General features: G+C 60.7%; 22 protein-coding genes. 16 read left to right on the top strand and 6 right to left on the bottom strand.

Annotated features, from left to right (window positions below):
• Nucleotides 1-14: 14 nt before the first annotated feature.
• Nucleotides 15-1,289, top strand: a complete 1,275-nt coding sequence (gene fabF, locus MO767_RS05400; protein WP_282479696.1) for a beta-ketoacyl-ACP synthase II — start codon at nucleotides 15-17, stop codon at nucleotides 1,287-1,289.
• On the opposite strand, the gene MO767_RS05395 is transcribed toward fabF, so the two are convergent.
• Nucleotides 1,286-1,843 carry a TetR/AcrR family transcriptional regulator gene (locus tag MO767_RS05395; protein ID WP_282479695.1) on the bottom strand — a complete coding sequence of 186 codons (558 nt, stop codon included), beginning with the start codon at nucleotides 1,841-1,843 and terminating at the stop codon, nucleotides 1,286-1,288. The genes fabF and MO767_RS05395 overlap by 4 nt on opposite strands.
• 176 nt (nucleotides 1,844-2,019) lie before the next feature.
• Between MO767_RS05395 and MO767_RS05390 the strand changes: the two genes are divergently transcribed.
• Together MO767_RS05390 and MO767_RS05385 are read left to right on the top strand one after the other, a co-directional pair.
• On the top strand, nucleotides 2,020-2,673 hold the full coding sequence (locus tag MO767_RS05390) for a GntR family transcriptional regulator (protein ID WP_282479694.1): 654 nt from the start codon (nucleotides 2,020-2,022) through the stop codon (nucleotides 2,671-2,673).
• A 15-nt stretch (nucleotides 2,674-2,688) separates the two neighbouring features.
• Nucleotides 2,689-3,537, top strand: coding sequence for a DUF1989 domain-containing protein (locus MO767_RS05385; RefSeq protein ID WP_282479693.1), 849 nt, complete (start codon nucleotides 2,689-2,691; stop codon nucleotides 3,535-3,537).
• A gap of 175 nt (nucleotides 3,538-3,712) precedes the next feature.
• Here MO767_RS05385 and MO767_RS05380 read toward each other — a convergent pair whose 3' ends face one another.
• Both MO767_RS05380 and eat read right to left on the bottom strand, forming a co-directional pair.
• Nucleotides 3,713-3,880: a DUF2897 family protein gene (locus MO767_RS05380; protein ID WP_064678955.1), complete on the bottom strand. Its 168-nt coding sequence runs from the start codon at nucleotides 3,878-3,880 to the stop codon at nucleotides 3,713-3,715.
• Nucleotides 3,881-4,004: 124 nt separating this feature from the next.
• On the bottom strand, nucleotides 4,005-5,369 hold the full coding sequence (gene eat / locus MO767_RS05375; protein ID WP_282479692.1) for an ethanolamine permease: 1,365 nt from the start codon (nucleotides 5,367-5,369) through the stop codon (nucleotides 4,005-4,007).
• A gap of 403 nt (nucleotides 5,370-5,772) precedes the next feature.
• Here eat and kdpF point away from each other — a divergent pair, with 403 nt between their 5' ends.
• The 6 genes from kdpF (at nucleotide 5,773) to MO767_RS05345 (ending at nucleotide 13,951) form a co-directional block, all read left to right on the top strand.
• Nucleotides 5,773-5,862, top strand: coding sequence for a K(+)-transporting ATPase subunit F (gene kdpF, locus MO767_RS05370; protein ID WP_007899818.1), 90 nt, complete (start codon nucleotides 5,773-5,775; stop codon nucleotides 5,860-5,862).
• Nucleotides 5,863-5,870: 8 nt separating this feature from the next.
• Nucleotides 5,871-7,565, top strand: coding sequence for a potassium-transporting ATPase subunit KdpA (gene kdpA, locus MO767_RS05365; RefSeq protein ID WP_282479691.1), 1,695 nt, complete (start codon nucleotides 5,871-5,873; stop codon nucleotides 7,563-7,565).
• A gap of 10 nt (nucleotides 7,566-7,575) precedes the next feature.
• Nucleotides 7,576-9,633 carry a potassium-transporting ATPase subunit KdpB gene (gene kdpB / locus MO767_RS05360; protein WP_282479690.1) on the top strand — a complete coding sequence of 686 codons (2,058 nt, stop codon included), beginning with the start codon at nucleotides 7,576-7,578 and terminating at the stop codon, nucleotides 9,631-9,633.
• Nucleotides 9,634-9,860: 227 nt separating this feature from the next.
• Entirely contained in the window at nucleotides 9,861-10,406 is a 546-nt protein-coding gene (kdpC, locus tag MO767_RS05355) for a potassium-transporting ATPase subunit KdpC (protein WP_282479689.1), read from the top strand.
• Between the two features lie 132 nt (nucleotides 10,407-10,538).
• Nucleotides 10,539-13,184, top strand: a complete 2,646-nt coding sequence (locus MO767_RS05350) for a sensor histidine kinase KdpD (protein ID WP_282479688.1) — start codon at nucleotides 10,539-10,541, stop codon at nucleotides 13,182-13,184.
• Between the two features lie 68 nt (nucleotides 13,185-13,252).
• A complete protein-coding gene (locus MO767_RS05345) occupies nucleotides 13,253-13,951 on the top strand; it encodes a response regulator (RefSeq protein ID WP_282479687.1) in 699 nt (232 codons plus the stop codon).
• Nucleotides 13,952-14,094: 143 nt separating this feature from the next.
• On the opposite strand, the gene MO767_RS05340 is transcribed toward MO767_RS05345, so the two are convergent.
• A complete protein-coding gene (locus MO767_RS05340; RefSeq protein ID WP_282479686.1) occupies nucleotides 14,095-15,135 on the bottom strand; it encodes a patatin-like phospholipase family protein in 1,041 nt (346 codons plus the stop codon).
• 223 nt (nucleotides 15,136-15,358) lie between these two features.
• Between MO767_RS05340 and MO767_RS05335 the strand changes: the two genes are divergently transcribed.
• The 3 genes from MO767_RS05335 (at nucleotide 15,359) to MO767_RS05325 (ending at nucleotide 17,380) form a co-directional block, all read left to right on the top strand.
• Nucleotides 15,359-15,637 (top strand): hypothetical protein, encoded by a 279-nt coding sequence (locus MO767_RS05335; RefSeq protein WP_046047942.1) that lies wholly within the window; start codon nucleotides 15,359-15,361, stop codon nucleotides 15,635-15,637.
• Nucleotides 15,638-15,682: 45 nt separating this feature from the next.
• A complete protein-coding gene (locus MO767_RS05330; protein WP_282479685.1) occupies nucleotides 15,683-16,450 on the top strand; it encodes a CHAD domain-containing protein in 768 nt (255 codons plus the stop codon).
• A gap of 132 nt (nucleotides 16,451-16,582) precedes the next feature.
• Complete coding sequence (locus MO767_RS05325) at nucleotides 16,583-17,380, top strand: acyl-CoA thioesterase domain-containing protein (protein WP_282479684.1); 798 nt, start codon at nucleotides 16,583-16,585, stop codon at nucleotides 17,378-17,380.
• Here MO767_RS05325 and MO767_RS05320 read toward each other — a convergent pair whose 3' ends face one another.
• Together MO767_RS05320 and MO767_RS05315 are read right to left on the bottom strand one after the other, a co-directional pair.
• Entirely contained in the window at nucleotides 17,381-17,746 is a 366-nt protein-coding gene (locus MO767_RS05320; protein ID WP_282479683.1) for a terminase, read from the bottom strand.
• Between the two features lie 124 nt (nucleotides 17,747-17,870).
• Nucleotides 17,871-19,352 carry a methyl-accepting chemotaxis protein gene (locus MO767_RS05315; RefSeq protein WP_282479682.1) on the bottom strand — a complete coding sequence of 494 codons (1,482 nt, stop codon included), beginning with the start codon at nucleotides 19,350-19,352 and terminating at the stop codon, nucleotides 17,871-17,873.
• A 178-nt stretch (nucleotides 19,353-19,530) separates the two neighbouring features.
• Between MO767_RS05315 and MO767_RS05310 the strand changes: the two genes are divergently transcribed.
• The 4 genes from MO767_RS05310 to MO767_RS05295 all read left to right on the top strand — a co-directional run bounded on the left by MO767_RS05310 (nucleotide 19,531) and on the right by MO767_RS05295 (nucleotide 21,726).
• The gene (locus tag MO767_RS05310) at nucleotides 19,531-20,061 is read left to right on the top strand and encodes a hypothetical protein (protein ID WP_282479681.1); all 531 of its coding nucleotides are present in this window, start codon (nucleotides 19,531-19,533) and stop codon (nucleotides 20,059-20,061) included.
• Nucleotides 20,062-20,125: 64 nt separating this feature from the next.
• The gene (locus tag MO767_RS05305) at nucleotides 20,126-20,317 is read left to right on the top strand and encodes a PLDc N-terminal domain-containing protein (protein WP_008148797.1); all 192 of its coding nucleotides are present in this window, start codon (nucleotides 20,126-20,128) and stop codon (nucleotides 20,315-20,317) included.
• A gap of 136 nt (nucleotides 20,318-20,453) precedes the next feature.
• The gene (gene speE, locus MO767_RS05300) at nucleotides 20,454-21,329 is read left to right on the top strand and encodes a polyamine aminopropyltransferase (protein ID WP_282479680.1); all 876 of its coding nucleotides are present in this window, start codon (nucleotides 20,454-20,456) and stop codon (nucleotides 21,327-21,329) included.
• A gap of 163 nt (nucleotides 21,330-21,492) precedes the next feature.
• Nucleotides 21,493-21,726 (top strand): hypothetical protein, encoded by a 234-nt coding sequence (locus MO767_RS05295; protein ID WP_129442539.1) that lies wholly within the window; start codon nucleotides 21,493-21,495, stop codon nucleotides 21,724-21,726.
• Nucleotides 21,727-21,743 lie beyond the last annotated feature (17 nt).

Below are 21,743 nucleotides of genomic sequence, written 5' to 3'. Positions count from 1 at the left end.
GAGGTATTTGCGGTATGAGTGATCGTCGAGTAGTTGTAACGGGCATGGGCCTGGTGTCGCCATTGGGTTCTGGCGTCGAAGCCGTTTGGTCGCGTCTGTTGGCAGGGCGTTCCGGGCTACGCAATTTGCCGGACGAGGTGGTTGCCGATTTGCCGGCCAAGGTCGGGGGAGCAGTGCCGACGCTGGCTGACGATCCCGAGGCGGGATTTGACCCGGATCGGGCGACGGCGCCCAAAGAGCAAAAGAAGATGGACCGCTTCATTCTGTTCGCCATGGAAGCGGCGCGTCAGGCGCTGGAGCAGGCCGGTTGGCAAGCGACGGACGCCAATGCCCAGGAGCGTACGGCAACCATTATCGGTTCCGGCGTGGGTGGTTTCGGTGCGATAGCCGATGCGGTGCGCACCACGGACAGCCGTGGGCCGCGACGCCTGTCGCCGTTCACCATTCCTTCATTTCTGGTCAACCTCGCCGCGGGTCATGTGTCGATCCAGCACGGTTTCAAGGGCCCGCTGGGTGCTCCGGTGACGGCGTGCGCGGCCGGGGTGCAGGCGATTGGCGATGCGGCGCGGCTGATTCGTTGTGGCGAGGCAGACATCGCGGTATGTGGCGGCGCGGAAGCGGCGATCGATCGCGTCAGTCTCGCCGGGTTTGCCGCTGCTCGCGCCTTGTCCAGTGGTTACAACGACACCCCGGAGCGCGCCTCGCGGCCGTTCGACAGTGACCGCGATGGCTTTGTCATGGGGGAGGGCGCTGGCCTTCTGGTGATCGAATCCCTGGAGCATGCCCTGGCTCGTGGTGCTCAGCCGCTGGCGGAATTGGTCGGTTATGGCACCAGTGCCGACGCCTATCACCTGACGGCAGGTCCCGAGGATGGCAGCGGTGCGCGACGGGCGATGTCGCTGGCGTTGGCTCAAGCGGGCATTTCGCCGGCGCAGGTGCAACATCTCAATGCCCACGCAACCTCGACGCCGGTCGGGGACTTGGGAGAGTTGGCGGCCATCAAGGCGTTGTTCGGCACGGATAACAAAATTGCCGTGACATCGACCAAATCGGCCACCGGGCATTTGCTCGGCGCAGCGGGCGGTATCGAGGCGATCTTCACGCTGTTGGCAATTCGCGATCAGGTCGTGCCGGCCACCCTCAACTTCGAAACACCGGACCCCGCCGCCCAAGGCGTTGACATCGTCCACGGTAAGGCGCGGCCGATGGCAATCGAATACGCGCTGTCGAATGGCTTCGGGTTTGGTGGGGTGAATGCCAGCGTGCTGTTCAAGCGTTGGGAAGGTTAGTCCCGGGACTGTTTGAGATAGGTGCGAGTCACGTCGAGAATCCGCTGCGCTAGCTCGGGATTCTCGACACTGCGTGACAACAATAAAGCCCCGACCAACGTCGACATGATGACGATGCTTTGGTCGGCGGCGTCCTCGTCTTCAAGAGTGCCTTGTACTTGTTCGAGCCGTGCGTTGAGCACCACGTCAGTGGTCGGGCTCTGCTGCCCACGCAAGCCGAGTTCCGATGACATGGTCGGCAGCGGGCAACCTTCATCGGGTGAGGTCTGGTGCCATTCGGACAAATAGGCGTCGATGAATGCTTCCAGCGGACGATCCTGCGCGAAGAGTTCGGCGCAAATCACATCGACCTGCTCGCCTGCGGCTTGCAAAGCCTTTTCCACCAGTTCGTCTTTGGATTTGAAATGCGAGTAGAAACCACCGTGAGTCAGTCCAAGTGCTTTCATCAGCGGTTGCAGACCTGTCGCGCCAATGCCATCGCGGCGAAAGCGCGCTGACGCTTCCTTGATGATGCGTTGGTGTGTCTGGGCTTTATGGTCCTGCGAGTAACGCATCGGGTATCTCCGCAACAATGCGCCATATTAACCAATGAAAATGGGATGGTGATTGTACTTCTACTTCTAAAAAGCATGCAGATGCGTCCAGCTCCACCCTGACGTCTCGAATTAACTGGCACGAAAAGTGATTACTCATTAATTGACGATTGTTGAACAATCACGAGGCAATGAGTATGAACAGCGGGCTGTCTCTGGCCGACCACATCACCCTTGAGTTGCGCGCCGACATCATTGGCGGCCGTTTGCTGCCCGGCATGGCGTTGGTGGAAAACGATCTGGTGTCTGCCTACAACGCATCCCGCAATACCATTCGCGAAGCGCTGCATCGTCTGGGGCAGGAAGGTCTGACCCGTTATGTGCGCAACAAGGGCGTGATGGTGCGCAGGCTGGGCGTCGAGGACGTGCGGGATCTGTTCAAGGTCAGGCGCACCCTGGAGTTGCAGGCCATCAGCGCAAGTCAGCCGCTGCGCGACTATCAATCCGACCGGATGCTCGAAGCCCTGGAAGCCACCGAGCTTGCCCGGGAGCGTGAAGACTGGCGCGCCGTCGGCACCCACAGCCTGGCTTTTCATCAACACATTGTCGGATTGTTGCGCAGTCCACTGTTCGATGAGTTCTTCACCAACGTCGTCGCGCAATTGCGCCTGGTGTTCTGCACTGCTCCCGATGAATCACGTTTTCAGGCGCCCTGGCTGGCGCGTGACCGGCAGATTCATGAGTTGTTGGCCGAGGGCGACAAACGTGCGGCCGAGGATGCCATGAGCCTGTATCTCGACGATTCCGAACACCTCCTGCTGCAGATGCTTGCCCCAATTTCCCATCACTGATCGAGGATTCGTGCCATGTACAAAGACTATCCGGCGGCCTATCAAGTCAGCAAAGGCTCAGCCTTGCAGGTGGATAAAGCCTTCTACGAACGGATCCGCGACAAGAAGGACGGGCGCACGCTGATCGAGGCATTCGAGGTGCCGATTCGCACCGGTCGCGCCTGGAAAGTGCCGGCCGGGCATGTGTTCCGGGTGACCACTCCCGTCGGGCCGCAAGTCGGGGATTTCAATGTCTGGAATGCCAACGATCCACGGGAGCGTTTGTGGGCGGCACGGACCCGGCAGTTACAGGGCGCACACGTCAGCACCCATGACCGGCTCTGGTCGAACCTGCCTTTTCTGCGGCCGCTGGTGACCATCACCGATGACAGCCTGGCCGGTTACGGGATCGACGAACATGGCGGTCGCTTGCACGATTTGCTGGGCACTCGCTGCGATCCTTATGTGAACAAAATGCTCACCGGCGAAGATTTCCATCATCACTGCCACTCGAACCTGACCCGCGCAGTGCTGCCTCATGGGCTGACCGAGTTCGACGTGCATGACGTGCTGAACATTTTCCAGTGCACGGGCCTGAACCACGACGACATGTACTTCATGAAAGCCTGTCCGGCGCAGAAAGGCGATTACCTGGAGTTTTTTGCCGAAATCGATCTGCTGTGTGCGCTCTCGACCTGTCCGGGCGGTGACTTGTCGCTGGCCATGTGGGGGCCGGATGCGCAGGATCCGCTAAGCGTGTGTCGCCCGCTCGGGGTGGAGATTTATCGGTTGGAGGATTCGTTGCTTGAGGGCTGGAGCCAGCCGGAACGCGCGGCCTATAAAGGACTGCATGGCCTGCACATTGCGAAGGCCGATTGGGAGTAACCGCAACGACACCCACCTGTAGCAGCTGGCGAAGCCTGCGTTCGGCTGCGAAGCAGTCGTAATGTCAGCGAACGCGGTACGTCAGGTCGACCGCGTTAACAGGATTTGCGACTGCTGCGCAGCCGAACGCAGGCTTCGCCAGCTGCTACAGGTGAGCCGTCTGGCGATGTTTGTTTTAGCGGTCCTGCGCATCCTTGGCATCCGCTTGCGCGTTGCGTTCAGCGACGCGTTTGCGTTGCTCCTCGGTCAGTTCGACCTTGTTGGCGGTGTCACGCAACATCATCAAACCACCAACGATCGAGCCGATTGCAACGACCAGAATCAACCAGGCATACCAGGGCATAGGGCTCTCCTTGAGGGCAGGCCGATTGGCGGATTTCGCCAATCGATCGTGCATACCACTTTGAGCGATTAATTTTCGCAGTGGTTCCATTCTATGCCTGATCTGACAGCCGCACTTCGCCTGTTTATAGCCCGGTCAGCATCGAGTCCGCCGGTGCATCGGCACGCAGTTGCGCCGTCAGCATGAAGTACACGAACCCCACCGCCATGAAGCCCAGGAAAATCACCCCGATCAGCGTGTTGAACCAGGCCATCGCCACCAGGCAGACCACCGCCAGCACCAATGCAATGAGCGGCACCAACGGATAACACGGCGCGCGAAAGGTGCGCTCCAGATTCGGTTCGGTTTTACGCAGTTTGAACAGGCTGAGCATGCTCATGATGTACATCACGATCGCCCCGAAGACCGCTATCGTGATCATCGCCGCCGTCAGCGTCATGCCGCCGAGGTTGATCAAACCATCGCTATAAATCGCGGCGATGCCGATCACGCCACCGGCGATGATTGCCCGGTGCGGAGTCTGAAAGCGTGACAGCTTGGCCAGCGACGTCGGCAGGTAACCGGCCCGGGCAAGGGCGAAGAACTGCCGCGAGTAGCCAAGGATGATCCCGTGAAAACTCGCCACCAGACCGAACAGTCCGATCCACACCAGCATGTGCAACCAGCCCGAGCTTTCGCCGACCACAGCTTTCATCGCTTGCGGCAGCGGGTCGTTGATGTTCGACAAAGTGCGCCAGTCCCCGACGCCGCCGGCAAAGAACATCACGCCCATCGCCAGCAAAACCAGCGTCAGAATGCCGCTGATGTAGGCCTTCGGAATGGTGCGTTTCGGATCCTTGGCTTCTTCGGCGGCCATGGCGGCGCCTTCGATGGCCAGGAAGAACCAGATGGCGAAGGGAATCGCCGCGAACATCCCAGCAATCGCCGGGGCGCCGAATACATCGGAACCCGCCCAGCCATTCAGTGCGAAATTGCTGAAGCTGAACGCCGGGGCAACCACGCCCATGAACACCAGCAGTTCGGCCACTGCGAGTACGCAGACCACCAATTCGAAGGTCTCCGCCAGTTTTACCCCGAGGATGTTCAGGCCCATGAACACGATGTAGGCACCGACCGCTGCGTGTTTCGGGTCGAGTGCGGGGAATTGCACGTTGAGGTACGCACCGATGGCCAAGGCAATGGCCGGCGGGGCGAAGACAAATTCAATCAGTGTCGCCAGACCCGCGATCAATCCGCCTTTCTCGCCAAAGGCGCGGCGGCTGTAGGCAAAGGGACCGCCAGCGTGAGGAATCGCGGTGGTCAGTTCGGTGAAACTGAAGATGAAGCAGGTGTACATGGTGGCGACCATGAAGGACGTCACCAGAAAACCGAGTGTGCCTGCCACGCCCCAGCCGTAACTCCAGCCGAAGTATTCACCGGAAATCACCAGCCCGACCGCAATGCCCCACAGGTGCAGCGTGCCCAGCGTGGGTTTGAGTTGTGTGTTCATGCGTTGCTCCCTGAACGGATTGGAAAGCTCGGGGGAGGGCGTTTGCAGTGGGCGTGCCAGTGTTGTGATGGCGGTCGTAAAGTGCAGAAAGACGTCGTATCGGGGATGTTTGCCACCGAATGACCGTTTTTTGTGCGCCAGTTGGGGGCAGTGGTGTCTGTTATGCCGCCATCGCGAGCAAGCTCGCTCCCACAATGGACAGCGTCGTCACGACCAACGCATTCCAAATGTGGGAGCGAGCTTGCTCGCGATGAACGCCACAAAACCAAGCTGTAACGAAGCCATAAACCCACTCTTTACGCTTTCTTTATGCACAGCCAACACCCTCGATCTCGTTCCTTTACAGCCTTCCTTCCGACAATGACTCCACACGCGGCAATACGCCGTAACACGGAGAACTTCCATGAGCGTTCTGGACGGGGTGTCACTGCTACTGGCAGTGGGGCTGTTCATTTATCTGTTGGTTGCGCTGTTGCGCGCGGACCGGAACTAGGAGCGGCTATGCACAGTTATGACTATTGGCTGATCCTCGCCTTCTTCGCCCTGGTGCTGATTCCGGCACCGTTTCTGGGGCGCTTCTATTACAAGGTGATGGAAGGCCAGCGCACCTGGCTGACACCGATCCTCGGCCCGGTAGAGCGTGGATGTTATCGGGTGGCCGGCGTTGATCCGCAGGCCGAACAGAGCTGGCAGAAATACACCCTGGCCTTGCTCGCCTTCAACCTCGCTGGCTTTTTGCTGTTGTTCGCGATCCTGCTGTTTCAGGATTACTTGCCGCTGAACCCGCAAAACCTGCCGGGTCAGGAGTGGACGCAAGCGTTCAATACTGCCGTCAGCTTCATGACCAATACCAACTGGCAGTCCTACAGCGGCGAAGCGACCCTGAGCTACCTGAGTCAGATGGTCGGCCTCACCGTGCAAAACTTCGTCAGCGCCGCCACCGGCCTCGCCGTTTTGGTAGCCCTGTGTCGCGGTATTGGTCGCAAGTCGAGCAAGACCCTCGGCAACTTCTGGGTCGACATGACCCGCGCTACCCTCTACGGCTTGCTGCCGTTGTGCCTGCTGCTGGCGCTGTATCTGGTCTGGCAGGGCGTGCCGCAAACCTTCGCGCACTACGTGAATGCGGTGACGATGCAAGGCGTCGATCAGGTGATCCCGCTGGGCCCGGCTGCTAGTCAGATTGCGATCAAGCAACTGGGCACCAATGGCGGCGGCTTCTTTGGCGTCAACTCGGCGCACCCGTTCGAGAACCCGACGGCGTGGAGCAACCTGTTTGAAGTCGGCTCGATCATTCTGATCCCGGTGGCGCTGGTGTTCACCTTCGGCCACTACGTGAAAGACCTTCGTCAGAGCCGCGCGATCATCGCCTGCATGCTGGCGCTGTTCCTGATCGGCGGCGCGACGTCGCTGTGGGCTGAATATCAACCGAACCCGACCCTGAACAATGTCGCCGTCGAACAGACCGCGCCGCTGGAAGGCAAGGAAGCACGCTTCGGCACCACCGCCACGGTGCTGTGGTCGGTGACCACCACGGCGGCGTCCAACGGTTCGGTCAACGGCATGCACGACAGCCTCAACCCGCTGAGCGGGATGGTCGCGCTGGTCAACATGATGGTCGGCGAAGTGATTTTCGGCGGCGTCGGTGCCGGGCTCTACGGCATGTTGCTCAACGTGTTGATCGCGGTGTTCCTCGCCGGCCTGATGATCGGCCGCACCCCGGAATACCTTGGTAAGAAACTGCAAGCCAAGGAAGTCCAATTGCTGGTGGTGACCTTGCTGGTAATGCCGGTCGGTGTGCTGGTGCTCGGCGCGATTGCCGCCAGCCTGCCAGGCCCGGTCGCGGCGGTGAGCAACCCCGGTCCTCACGGTTTCAGCCAGTTGCTTTATGCCTACACCTCGGCCAGCGCCAACAACGGTTCGGCATTCGGTGGCTTCGGTGCCAACACCGCGTTCCACAACCTGATGCTGGGTCTGGGCATGTTGATCGGTCGCTTCGGTTACATCCTCCCGGTACTGGCGTTGGCCGGCAGCCTGGCGATGAAGAAAGCCGCGCCGATCGGCCAGAACAGCTTCCCGACCCATGGCCCGCTGTTCGTGACCTTGCTGACCGTGACCATTTTGCTGGTGGGTGGTTTGACCTTCCTGCCGACATTGGCGCTGGGTCCGATTGCCGAACATCTGAGTATGGGCTTCTAAGGAATCCATCATGAATATGCCTGTAAGCAAAACCGTCGTCGCCAAGGCGCCGGAACAACCGAAAACCGCGATCTCGGCGCTCTGGCGTCCGGCGCTGGTGCAAGCCTTCGTCAAGCTCGACCCTCGGCAATTGCAGCGTGCGCCGGTGATGCTGGTGGTCGAACTGACCGCGATCCTGACCACCGTGCTGTGCTTCATTCCCGACAGCAGCGTGCCGACTTTTGTCGCCGCGCAAATCGCCTTGTGGTTGTGGTTCACCGTGCTGTTCGCCAACTTCGCCGAAGCACTGGCCGAAGGTCGCGGCAAGGCTCGCGCTGACAGCCTCAAGGCCGGTAGTGAAGGCCTGAGCGCTCGGCGCAAAACCAGCACCGGCGCCTTTCAAGTGGTGCCGGCCACCAGCCTGCGCAAGGGCGATGTGGTCCGCGTTGAAGCAGGGGAAATGATCCCCGGTGACGGCGAGGTGATCGAAGGTATTGCAGCGGTCAACGAAGCGGCGATTACCGGTGAATCCGCGCCGGTGATTCGTGAATCCGGCGGCGACCGTTCGGCCGTCACCGGCAACACACGATTGGTGTCCGACTGGCTGTTGGTGCGCATCACCGCCAACCCGGGCGAGTCGACACTGGACCGCATGATCGCCCTGGTCGAAGGCGCCAAACGCCAGAAAACCCCGAACGAAGTGGCGCTCGACATCCTGCTGATCGGCCTGACTCTGATCTTCCTGCTGGTGGTCGTTACCCTGCAACCGTTCGCCCACTTCGCCAACGGCAGCCTGCCGCTGGTGTTCTTGGTGGCGTTATTGGTCACGCTGATTCCGACCACCATTGGCGGTCTGTTGTCGGCCATCGGTATCGCCGGGATGGACCGTCTGGTGCGCCTGAATGTGATCGCCAAATCCGGTCGTGCGGTGGAAGCGGCGGGGGATGTACATGTCCTGCTGCTGGACAAGACCGGCACCATCACCTTCGGTAACCGTCGTTGCACCGCGGTTTATCCGGCACCTGGCGTCACCGCCAAGGAACTCGCCGAGGGAGCGTTGTTCGCCTCGCTGGCCGATGACACGGCTGAAGGTAAATCCATCGTCGAGTACCTGCGCGGCACTCAGCCACAACCTGAGCCGGCGACCGAGTTGCTGACCTCCGTACCGTTCAGCGCCGAGACGCGTCTGTCTGGTGTCGACTATCAGGGCCGTGTTTATCGCAAAGGCGCGGTGGATTCGTTGCTGGCCTTCGTTGGCCTGAAGCGCGCCGATCTGGCCGCGCCGCTGTCCCGGGAAATCGACAAGATCGCCCAGAGCGGCGGCACCCCGTTGCTGGTATGTGCCGATGGGAAATTACTCGGCGTGATCCACCTCAAAGACGTGGTCAAGCCTGGCATCCGCGAGCGTTTCGCCGAGCTGCGCAAACTGGGCATCCGCACCGTCATGGTGACCGGTGACAACCCGTTGACCGCTGCAGCGATTGCGGCTGAAGCAGGCGTCGATGACGTGCTGGCTGAAGCCACACCGGAGAAAAAACTGGCGCGCATTCGCCACGAGCAGAATGACGGTCGCCTGGTCGCCATGTGCGGTGACGGCGCCAACGACGCCCCGGCCCTGGCCCAGGCGGACGTGGGCATGGCGATGAACGACGGCACGCAAGCGGCACGTGAGGCGGCGAACATGGTCGACCTCGACAGCGATCCGACCAAGCTGCTGGACGTGGTGCAGATTGGTAAAGAATTGCTAGTGACCCGTGGTGCGCTGACGACCTTTTCCATCGCCAACGACGTGGCCAAATACTTCGCGATCCTGCCGGCGCTGTTCGCCTCGATCTACCCGCAACTGGGCGTGCTGAACGTCATGCACCTGAGCAGTCCGCAGAGCGCGATTCTGTCGGCGATTGTGTTCAACGCCTTGATTATTGTGGTGCTGATCCCGCTGGCATTGCGCGGTGTGCGCGTGCAGGCGGCGAGTGCGGCGGCGTTGCTGCGACGCAATCTGTTGATCTATGGATTGGGCGGGATTGTGGTGCCGTTTGTGGGGATCAAGGCGATCGATATGTTGCTGACCGCATTGCATCTGGTTTGACGTTCTATCGGGTGACGCGGGCTCTGTGGCGAGGGGATTTATCGGAACGCCGCATCGCCCCGTTCGAGTGCGAAGCAGTCGCCAACCCGATACATGCGGTGCGCCAGAAAAAATGAAGTTGCAGGTTTTGGGGCTGCTGCGCAGCCCAACGGGGATAAATCCCCTCGCCACAGGGTTTGGTGGCGAACTCCAGACCTGAGTTATTTACTGAGTTCGAGGATTTTGAAATGTCCACAATGATACGTCCGGCCCTGAGCCTGCTTGTCCTGATGACCCTGATCACCGGCGTCGCCTACCCACTAGTCGTCACCGGTGTCGCCCAGGTCGCATTCCCCGATCAAGCCAATGGCAGCCTGGTCCACGATGCCGACGGCAAGGTCCGTGGCTCGTCGCTGATTGCCCAGGATTTCGTCGGCGACGCCTGGTTCCATCCACGGCCATCGGCCGGTGCCTTTGCCACCGTGTCGAGCAGTGCCAGCAACCTCTCGCCGAGCAACCCGGCCCTGGCCACTCGGGTGATCGACGATGCCAACAAACTGCTGGTGCCGGGCCAGGGTCCGGTGCCATTGGCGATGGTCACCACCTCCGGCAGCGGCCTCGATCCACACTTGCCACCGGCCGCGATTGCCTATCAACTGGCGCGTGTTGCGGCCGCGCGCAATTTGCCGGTGGCAACCCTTCAACAATTGATGGATGCGCACATCGAGAAGCCGCTCGTTGGCCCGCCGGTGGTGAATGTGCTGGCGTTGAACATCGCGCTGGAAAACCTGTAGATCGGTGGTGCTGCCATCGCGAGCAGGCTCACTCCCACAGGGGGATGCATTCCAAAATGTGGGAGCGAGCCTGCTCGCGATTACGGCAGAACAGTCACCCCATCAACATCTGAATGAAAGAGATCCCCGAACATGAGTGACTCCGGCCGCGCCGACGCGCTGTTAGCAGACCTGCCTCGGGATGGCCGTGGCCGGCTCAAGGTTTTTCTCGGCGCCGCGCCCGGTGTCGGCAAGACCTACGCCATGCTGCAAGCGGCCCACACCCAACTGCGTCAGGGCGTGAAAGTCATCGCCGGCGTGGTCGAAACCCACGGTCGCGCCGAGACCGAAGCGCTGCTCGGCGGCTTGCCGCAGCAGCCGTTGGTGCGCTCGGAATACCGTGGCGTGATGCTCGAAGAAATGGACCTCGACGGCCTGCTCGCAGCCAAACCGAAACTGGTGCTGGTGGACGAACTGGCCCACAGCAACGCCCCCGGCAGTCGCCACACCAAACGCTGGCAAGACATTCAGGAACTGCTCGCCGCAGGCATCGACGTGTTCACCACGGTCAACGTCCAGCACCTGGAAAGTCTTAACGACAAAGTGCGTGGCATCACGGGTGTGCAGGTCCGCGAAACCCTGCCGGACTGGGTGCTGCAAGAAGCCTACGAACTGCTGTTGATCGACCTGCCACCGCGCGAGCTGCTCGAGCGCCTGCGCGACGGCAAGGTCTACGTGCCGGAGCAGGCGAGGGCGGCCATCGACGCCTTCTTCACCCAGACCAACCTCACGGCCCTGCGGGAACTGGCGATGCAAACCGCCGCCGCTCAGGTCGATGATGATTTGGCCCAGGGCTATCGCCAGCTCGGCCAAGCGGCGCCGGCGGTACGCGGTCGCCTGTTGGTCGGCGTCGATGGCGATGCACAGGCCGAGCGTCTGGTGCGTCACGCCAGTCGAGTCGCCCAGCGTCGGCATTTACCGTGGAGCCTGGTGCATGTGGACAACGGCAGCGTGCGTGACGAGCAGTCACGGCTGCGTCTGCAAAGTGCCCAGCAATTGGCCGAACGCCTCGGCGGCGAAGTGGTGCTGCTGCGCGCTGGCGAGGTGGCGAAAACGCTGATTCAGCACGCTGCCGAACGCCGCGCGAGTCTGGTGTTGGTGGGGCCGTCCCGGCGGCGTTTGCATCGACGATTGTTCGGCGGCGGTCTGGCGTCACGTTTGCTGCGCGATGCGCGCGGGCTGGAAATCAACGTCCTCGACAGCGATCAAGAACAGCATCAGCCGCGTCAGCGTTCGGCGCAGGCATTGGTGTGGTTCGACTACGCGCTGGCGTTGGTGGCGACGGTGCTCGCCAGTGCATTGGCCTGGGCGGTGGCAAGTGTCTTGCCGCTGCCCAATATCTCGCTGGTGTTCCTCGCCGCGGTGTTGCTGGTGGCGGTGCGCAGCAGCCTCGGCCCTGCGTTGGCCTGTGCAGCGCTGTCGTTTCTGACCTATGACTTTCTGTTCATTCCGCCGAATTTCTCGTTCGCCATCCAACGCGAAGAAGATGTGCTGACCTTGCTGTTCTTCCTGCTGATGGCGGCGCTCACCGGTAATCTCGCGGCCCGGCAGCGTCGGCAATTACAGGCGCTGCGCGACACCCAGGAAGAGACCACAGAACTGCTCGACCTGTCGCGCAAACTCACCGCTGCCACCGACCGCCAGGCGGTGGTCAGCGCAGCGGCTCAGCACCTCAATGGCTGGAGTGATCTGCAACTCTGCCTGCTCAATCGCGACGGCCAGGGCGACTGGAAAGTCGAAACCGGTGGCCCGCTGGAGTTTTCCGAAGCCGAGCGCGCGGCTGCCGATTGGGCGTGGCAACACGATCAACCGGCCGGCGCGGGCACCGGCACGCTGCCGTTCGGGCGTTGGTGGTGGTGGCCGTTGTCGGTGGAAGACGGGCCGCTGGCATTGCTCGGTGTGTGTGCCAAAGAGGGCCAGACCTTGAGCGGTCAGCGTCGGCGTTTGTTGACCGCGCTGAGCCAACCGCTGGCCCAGGCGCTGGCGCGTGCGCAATTGGCCGAAGACCTGGAAGCCGCTCGGCTGCACGGCGAAACCGAGCAACTGCGCAGTGCCTTGCTGGCCTCGGTGTCCCACGATCTGCGCACGCCGCTGACCTCCATGCGCGGCAGCATCGACAGCCTGTTGGCCCTCGGTGAGGCGATCCCGCTGGAGGATCGCCGCGAACTGCTCGAAGGCACTCGCGATGAAGCCGAGCGCCTTGATCGCTACATTCAAAACCTGCTGGACATGACCCGACTCGGACACGGCGCGCTGAAGCTGGCGCGGGACTGGGTGTCGCCGGCCGACATCGTTGGTAGTTCGCTCAATCGTCTGCGCGCCGTGCTGGCGCCGTTGCAGGTGACCACCGAAGTGCCGCCGCAATTGCCGCTGCTTTACGTCCACGCCGCGCTGATCGAACAGGCGCTGGTCAACGTGCTCGAAAACGCGGCGCGGTTTTCACCGTCTCACGGTCGCCTGCAATTGCGCGCCGGAGCCGACGACAGCGAGCTGTTTTTTTCGGTGAGCGATGAAGGACCGGGGATTCCGCAGGAAGAGCGGGCGAAGATTTTCGACATGTTCTACACCGCCGCGCGCGGTGATCGTGGCGGGCAAGGCACCGGGCTGGGGCTGGCGATCTGTCAGGGCATGGTCGGTGCTCACGGCGGGCGAATCAGCGTTGCCGATGGCATCGAAGGGCGGGGCACCTGCATCACCTTGCACCTGCCGTTGCAGGCTCAGCCGGCCTTTGAAAATTAAGAGCCGAAAGTGAAGCCTGATTGCGCTTGCGCTACTCTCTTGCCACTTCTTTGTGTTGATGTGAATTCATGAGCCAGACCGCGACCATTTTGGTTATCGACGACGAACCGCAGATCCGCAAATTTCTGCGTATCAGCCTTGTTTCCCAGGGCTACAAAGTGCTCGAAGCCGGCACCGGCACCGAAGGCCTGGCCCAGGCTGCGCTGAATAAGCCGGACTTGCTGGTGCTCGACCTCGGCCTGCCGGACATGGACGGCCAGCAAGTGCTGCGCGAGTTTCGCGAGTGGTCGACGGTGCCGGTGCTGGTGCTCTCGGTGCGCGCCAGTGAAGGGCAGAAAGTCGAAGCGCTCGATGGCGGCGCCAACGACTACGTGACCAAACCGTTTGGTATTCAGGAATTTCTTGCACGCGTTCGTGCCTTGTTGCGTCAGGCGCCGGCGGGAGAAGCGCAACCCGCGGCGCTGACGTTCGGCCCGTTGACCGTCGACCTGGCTTATCGCCGAGTGTTGCTCGACGGCACCGAAGTCGCGCTGACCCGCAAGGAATACGCGGTACTGGCACAACTGGCGCGGCATCCGGGGCGGGTCATCACCCAGCAGCAACTGCTCAAGGACATCTGGGGGCCGACCCATACCGAGGACACTCACTATTTGCGGATTGTAGTCGGGCACCTGCGCCAGAAACTGGCGGATGACCCGACGCAGCCGCGGTTTATCGTCACCGAGGCTGGGGTCGGGTATCGGTTGTTGAGTGAGGGTGGCCTTTAGTTCTGAGTTGTCTTCACTGGCCCTATCGCGAGCAAGCTCGCTCCCACAATTGATCTTTGATGGACACAAAATTTGTGTATCACCTAAAACCACTGTGGGAGCGAGCTTGCTCGCGATGAGGCCAGTTGCTGCACTCGAGAACCTCAGGAATCCCGCTCATTCTCATACCGATCCATCGTATCCCGCGCAATCTCCCGCCCCAGCGCGATCAGCTCCGGTGCCTTGTAAAACTCGAAAAACCGGCACACTCGCTTTGGCACGTTGATCAAAACATCCGGCGGATAACCGGCGATCTTGTACTGCGCCAATGAGGTTTGCATCACCTCGAAACTCTGGTTGATCAGGTCCAGCAAAGAAGCTGGGCCGACGTTGTCGATGATGACCGAGCCGGTCGCCGACTTCGGCGCGCCTTCGCGTTCAGGGGCGGCGGCCGGTTGCTGGGCTTCGGGTTCTGCGGATTCGATCCACGGGTTGATCTCGGCCGCTTCTGCCATCAACGCTTCCTTTTCCAGCCGCAGCAATTGTTCCGCCTGTTTGCGGCGGAACGGCAATTTTGAACCGAGCGAGTTGATCAGGCTGTCGAAGCGGGTCTTGAACGCCGCCGGGCGCTGGATCACCGGCAGTTGATAGTGGCGCTGGTTGGTGGAGTTGAGGTTGACCGCGATGATCAGGTCGCAATGACTCGACACCACCGGCACGATCGGCAAAGGGTTGAGGATACCGCCGTCCACCAGCATGCGGTTACCCTGCATCACCGGGGTGAACAGGCTGGGAATCGCCGCCGAGGCGCGCATGGCCTGGTGCAGGCAGCCTTCCTGGAACCAGATTTCCTGTTGGTTGGTCAGGTCGGTGGCTACCGCTGTGTAAGGGATGCGCAAGTCTTCAATATTGATCTCGCCGACGATCTTGCGGATTTGTCCGAAAACCTTTTCCCCGCGAATCGCACCCAGACGAAAACTGACGTCCACCAGACGCAACACGTCGAGGTAATCCAGGCTTTCGATCCAGTTGCGATATTCGTCGAGTTTGCCGGCGGCATAGACTCCGCCGACCACCGCGCCCATGGAACATCCGGCGATGCAAGCGATGTCGTAGCCACGCCGTTCGATCTCTTCAATGACCCCGATATGGGCATAGCCCCTGGCTCCACCTGAGCCCAGCACCAGCGCGACACGCTTTTTCATGAATCGCCCTCGTCTGACAAGGTTCAACAATGCACCCATCGAGGGGCGCGCTTCAATCGCTAAGGTCGTTACGCGAGGCGAGGGCGTCGTTTTTTCGACACTCTTTGGCGGCAGATGGGTATTCTCGCGAACGCTAGAATTTCCGAGGCGGTGCCAAGGCACTTTTCACGCGTCAGACCGTCTTAACTGCACGGATTGTTTACCTATCTTTGAGGTGTGAGTAATGAAAGCCTGGATCTGTGTGCCTTTGATTGCCCTGGCACTTGCCGGTTGCGCCGGCAAAACCGCTTACCGTGACAGCTGCGGCAGCGGGCTTGATGCGGCGTGGCATGAACTGGATCTGGCCAAGGCCGAAGGTTTCGCCGGGACCGTCAGCTACTCCAAGGCCCTATCGCTATTGACGGCGGCCAAGACTCAGCAGCAATTCGAAGGGTTCGAAGGTTGCGCCAAGAAGGCCGAGAAGGCGCGTTTCTATATTCGTGAATCGCGTGCCGGCCGTTGAGGCATGATGTAGGCATTAGCGGCAATTCGATTCCGGGAGCAAGCGATGTCTACCTTGGTTGATCGGTTGGTGGCTCATGTCCTGGGCCTGGAAGTTCGGTTGCTGGTCTGTCAGGCACGCTTGAGTGCGTGCACTGACCCTGAAGCGCTGCACGATCTGCGTACCACGGTTCGCCGTTTACGCAGTCTGCTGCGGCCATTGCGCGGCTTGCCCGGGGTCGAACAGCTGGAAGCGGCGGCGTCCCGGGTCGGCGACTTGACCACGCCGTTGCGCGATCGCGAAGTGCTGGCGGCGTACCTGCTCGAGCATGATCAGCCGGAGGCTGCCCAGCGGCGTATGACGCAGATGGCCGAGGCTTACCCGGCGGTCGCGACGAGTCCTGAAGTGGCGCAGTTGCTGATGATCCTCGACGCTTTTCCGCGTTTTCTGCGGGCCTCCCAACGTCAGCGGTTGCTCAAGGGCTTGCGTCAGTGCATCGAAAAACGTTTGGCCAAACAGTGGGAGAAACTCGACAAAGCCCTGCACGATCCGGCACATGATCGCCACCGTTTGCGCCTGCTGATCAAGCGCGTGCGCTATGGCATCGAAGCCTATCCCGAACTGGATCGACTGCCGAAAGCGGCGATGCCGCGCTTGAAGTCCGCGCAAGGTGCCTTGGGCGATTGGCATGATTGCTTGCAATGGCTGGCCATAGCTGAGCAGGAAGCCGATTTGCAGCCCTGCGTCGCCGCCTGGAAAACTGCCATGGCCAAGGCAGAAGGCCGCGCCGACCGCGTCCTCGACAAACTCAGCGCTACCTGTTTCAAATCCTGAAACTATCTCGGCAGCTCCTACGTAGAGCATGTGGATCCGGCTTATCTGTCAGTCAATTTGGCAGGAATAAGCGCTGTGCCATCCCCGCAGGCTGGTTAAGATCCTTCATCCTTTTCCCGCTCTGAGGTTTTCATGCGCTTTTCCGATCTGCTCGACGCTGTCCGCAGCCAGCCGCTCGAGCTGTCAATCCCGGCCGAATGGGCTCAGGGGCGTGCCAGTTTCGGTGGCCTGGTGGCCGCTTTGCAGTACGAAGCCATGCGCGCAAAAGTCCCGGCGGATCGTTCGGTGCGCTCGCTGGCGATCACCTTTGTCGGCCCGGTCGAGCCAGAAGTACCGGTCAGCTTCGAAGTCGATGTATTGCGCGAAGGCAAAGCGGTCAGCCAGGTGCTGGGTCGGGCGATGCAGAAGGGCCAGGTGGTGACGTTGGTCCAGGGCAGCTTCGGCGCCTCGCGACCGTCGGAAGTGGCGGTGATCGCCGAACCGGCGCCCGAGATGAAGCACTGGGACGATTGCCAGGAATTGCCTTACATCAAAGGCGTGACTCCAGAGTTCATGCGGCATCTGGCGATGCGCTGGAGCGTCGGCGGTCTGCCGTTCACCGGCAACAAATCCCGCGAGATGGGAGGCTGGGTGCGCTTGCGTGGGGACGTGAAGGAAGAGGCCGTCAGCGAGTCGCATATCCTCGCGCTGGTCGACGCTTGGCCTCCGGCACTGTTGCCGCACCTGAAAAAACCGGCGATGGGCAGCACGCTGACCTGGACCATTGAATTCGTCCAGCCGTTGCTTGAACTGAGCACGCTGGACTGGTGCAAATACCTCGTTGAAATCGAACATGCCGCTGACGGCTACGGCCATGCGGCCGCGAAATTGTGGAACGCGGACGGTCAATTGATTGCCATGAGTCGGCAGACGGTGACGATTTTCGCCTGATCAGTGACGACGGTGGCGCTCACGCCAGGCGCGCCACCAGCCGCCGCTCAGGAAGAACCGTGGGAAAGTCAGAAACTGCTCGACCAGCAAGCGCGACATGGCATCTTTGCGATCACTGAATGGCTCGGAGGCTTGCGCCTCCAGGCTGTGACCGTGGCGTTGCAGGCCGAGGGCGGCGAACAGGCCGATGACGCCAATCGCGACATTCGCGAAACTCAGACTGAACACTCCCGAGACAATCAGCAGAAACGCCACGATGAACAGCGGCACGGCAATCAGGTGCAGCACCAGATTGGTCGGGTGCTGGTGATTGTTCGGGTACGCTCGCCATTGCCAGGCGGGGAGGTTGGGGTGACGTTTGCCCATGATGGTAATCCTTGGTTCGTTGAGGCTCGTGAACAAAGAATAGGCCGGCCCAAACCAGTCGGCGAATCAAGGCTGGCTATCGGAGTGATAGGTGGCATGGTCAATATTGATGTTGAACAGGCCCTTACAGCTTCAGTTGCCCGATAGCCTTGCTCAATTCCCCCGCCAATGCCGCCAGCTCATTGCTGGTCGTCGCCGACTCCACGGTCTGCTGCACGGTGTTCTCGGTCACATCCCGAATGCTCACCACTGCCCGATTCATCTCTTCGGCCACGTGGCTCTGCTGCTCGGCCGCCACCGCGATCTGCGTATTGCTTTCGCGCATCTGTGCCACGGCGCTGGTGATTTCCGCCAACGCTGCGCCGGCCTCCTGAGCCTGCTGCACGCAATCGTCGGCCTTGAACGAGCTTTCCTGCATGAAATCCACCGCGTCCCGAGTCCCGGCCTGTAATGCAGAAACCATGATCGTGATCTCGTCAGTGGAGGTCTGCACACGTTTGGCCAGGTTGCGCACTTCATCAGCGACCACCGCAAAACCGCGACCCATTTCACCGGCACGGGCCGCTTCAATCGCTGCGTTCAGCGCCAGCAGATTGGTCTGCTCGGCGATGCTGTGAATCACACTGACCACGCCGTTGATCTTCTGACTGTCCTCGGCCAGACGCTGAATCATCTCGGCAGTCTGTTGCACCCCGCTGGACAGGCCGGCAATCGACTTCTGCACCCGACTGACCACTTCCTGCCCGCTGCCGGCCAAGGTGTCGGCGGTTTGCGAGAGGTCGCGGGTGGCGCCGGCGTGCTGGGCAATGTGATAGACCGTGGCGGTCATTTCGTTGATCGCCGTGGCGGCCTGATCGGTTTCGCTTTGCTGGCCGAGCATGCCGTGACGCACCTCGTTCATGCTCGACGCCAGCCGCGCCGCGCCGACATCCAGTTGCCGGGCGGTGCTGGCGACGGTGTTGACCACTCGCTGGTAACCGGCCTGCATGGCGTTGAAGGCATTGGCCATCTGCCCGACTTCGTCAGTGCAGGCCAGCGGCACGCGGGCCGACAGGTCACCGGTTTTCTCGACGTGGAGCATCACGTCCTTCAACGTATTGAGCTGGCTGAGCAGGAAGCGGATCAACAACTGCGAAGCGCCGAGCATCGCCAGCATCAGGATCGCCACCGCCAAGGCGTAGTTGGGAAAGCGCTCGCCAAATACCTGGGTCAGGCTCGGGCCATAGGCAATCACCGCGACCTGGTTACCATCGGTGCGCGTAAACACTTCGGCGCCCATCAATGGGTTGTCGCCGAACAGCGGCATCGCATTGATCCCGACCCAGCCGTTGGTATCGGCCAGTTCCAGTACCGGTTGCCCGTTCAGCAACGGTGCCTGCCCGCGACTGAAAGTCAGCACGTTATCGGCTTTGGGGAGCGGTTGCCCGGCGGGCCAGGCGTTGAGCAGTCGCGCCTGGGCTTGTGCCGATGCCTGATAAGCATGGCTGCGGGCCTGTTGTTCGAGCTGCACGGCGTACGACACCAGCAGCAAGGTCGTGATGAAGGCGACGGCGTTGACCGCCCAGAATTTGTATTTCAGCGAGATGTTGCTAAGCCAGGCACCCATGGAGGTCTTCTCTGATAGCGGAAACAGTTTTGGCAAGGTGCCAGTATTGTGCCGCTACTCAGGGGGCTGGATCTTGATGTGGGTCAACAATCCCGGCCAGGCTCGCGCGCAGGAATTGCGGGGCGTAATGCGCTATCCTTCGCGCCTTCAAAATTCCCTCGCTACAGGATTCCGCCCCATGAAAGCCGCACTCGTCGAACTCATCAGCAAAATCAGCTCCGGGTGCATGAGCGATGACGAAATCCTGAAAGTCGCTGACGACGCGGCCCAGGCCTACGCCGATCCCGAGGCTTTTCTGACGGCCAATCCGGATATCAACTACGACGAAACGTTCCCGATTCCACTGGGCGAGTGGGTCGTCGTCGGCAGTTTGCCAGAGACCGTGCTGTTCCAGGCCGACACCTATGTGGATCTGTTCGCCCAGATCGTTTCCTCGTTCGGACCCGGCGTTGATTTCAATATCAAACCCAAGCAACTGGCCAAGACTGAAGCCCTGACCGCGCTCAATCGCATTCAGGTGCAGATGGGCAGCATGAACAAGGAAAACGGCGGTTACACGCTGATGAACTTCAGTCAGTTACTCGACGACGAACTGCAAGTGGTGTTGGTCTACGGCAACGACGTGCCGCGCGTACTCGAGTTGTGCGCCAAAGTCGGCATCGCTGCCGCACCCTCGCTGGAAGCCCTGAAAATTGCCGTCCACGTTTAAAAAACGGAACCCTCGCAAGGCCCGGCTATCCTAAGAGTGCAAACCACTCTTTGGGAGCGTCACCATGGGTTCCACGTTCAACGGTCTGATTGGCCTGATTATTCTTGCCCTGGACATCTGGGCAATCATCAACGTGCTCAAAAGTGGCGCCGATACCGGGATGAAAATCATCTGGGTGCTGCTGATCCTGCTGCTGCCGGTGCTGGGCCTGATCATCTGGGCCATTGCCGGGCCACGGGGCAATGTAAGGATTTGACAGACCGCTGGACGGTTCGACCTGTCATGTTCCGCAACGTAGAATGCGCGCCTTACCCGGGGCAATCGAGCTGATCGATTGGCCATCATGGGCGGGTAACCGTCCGTTGCCACCCGCATTCATCGGAGCACTTCCCATGAGCAACACCCCGACCAGCGAGTACCTGGAAACCCTCTACGAAGGCTACGGCCAGCGTTTTCGCATGGAAAAACTGCTGCACGAAGTGCACACCGAACACCAGCACCTGGTGATTTTCGAGAACTCGCGCATGGGCCGCGTCATGGCGCTTGATGGCGTGATCCAGACCACCGAAGCCGACGAATTCATCTACCACGAGATGTTGACCCACGTGCCGATCCTGGCGCACGGCACCGCCAAGCGCGTGCTGATCATCGGTGGCGGCGACGGCGGCATGCTGCGTGAAGTGGCCAAGCACCGCAGCATCGAGCACATCACCATGGTCGAGATCGACGGCACCGTGGTCGACATGTGCAAGGAATTCCTGCCAAACCACTCCAAAGGTGCGTTCGATGATCCACGCCTGAACCTGGTGATCGACGACGGCATGCGTTTCGTCGCCACCACCACCGAAAAATTCGACGTGATCATTTCCGACTCCACCGACCCGATCGGCCCGGGCGAAGTGCTGTTCTCGGAAAACTTCTACCAGGCCTGCCGTCGCTGCCTGAACGAAGGCGGCATCCTGGTGACCCAGAACGGCACGCCGTTCATGCAAATCGAAGAAGTCAAAACCACCGCCGGGCGCCTGCGCAGCCTGTTCCCGGACTGGCACTTCTATCAGGCAGCCGTGCCGACCTACATCGGCGGCGCCATGACCTTCGCCTGGGGCGCGACCAATACCGCCTATCGCAAACTGTCCCGCGAAACCCTGCAGCAGCGCTTCGCCGGCAGCGGCATCATCACCCGCTACTACAACCCGGAAATCCACATCGGCGCGTTCGCCTTACCGCAATACGTCCTGCAGGCTGTGAACAAGCCTAGCAACGACTGATATCGAGCAAGCCAGAAAGGGCCCTCTCAGGTTGTGTGAAAACATACCGGAGATGGCCCTTTTTTCATGCTTCACTTATAGAAGGTCCGGTTGAACGATTGGCCGGGGAAGAATGTCGAGATACATGTAAGCCCATCCATGGGTTTTATCGAGGAGGCACCTGATGCAAAAGTGGAAAGTCACTTTCGTTGATGATCACGGTGAACAAGTTGACGAGGTGTTCGAGAGCGATGAATGCCCGAACAACGAGCAAGCCGCGAAGCTCATTCGCGCCCGGTGTTTGCCTGTGGCTGCCGAACTGGACCTCAACGATCTGGAAGGGCGCACCGATGATCCGACTGTCAAAAGTCTGAAGACCCAGTACAGCATTGAAATCCTCAGCATCACGCCAATCTGAACATCTCCTGTCACATT

It is taken from the genome of Pseudomonas sp. UYIF39 (assembly GCF_029963765.1).
Taxonomy (GTDB): Bacteria; Pseudomonadota; Gammaproteobacteria; order Pseudomonadales; family Pseudomonadaceae; genus Aquipseudomonas.
The sequence above is the reverse complement of the archived record's forward strand: the minus strand, read 5'-3'. Positions and strand labels throughout refer to the sequence as shown.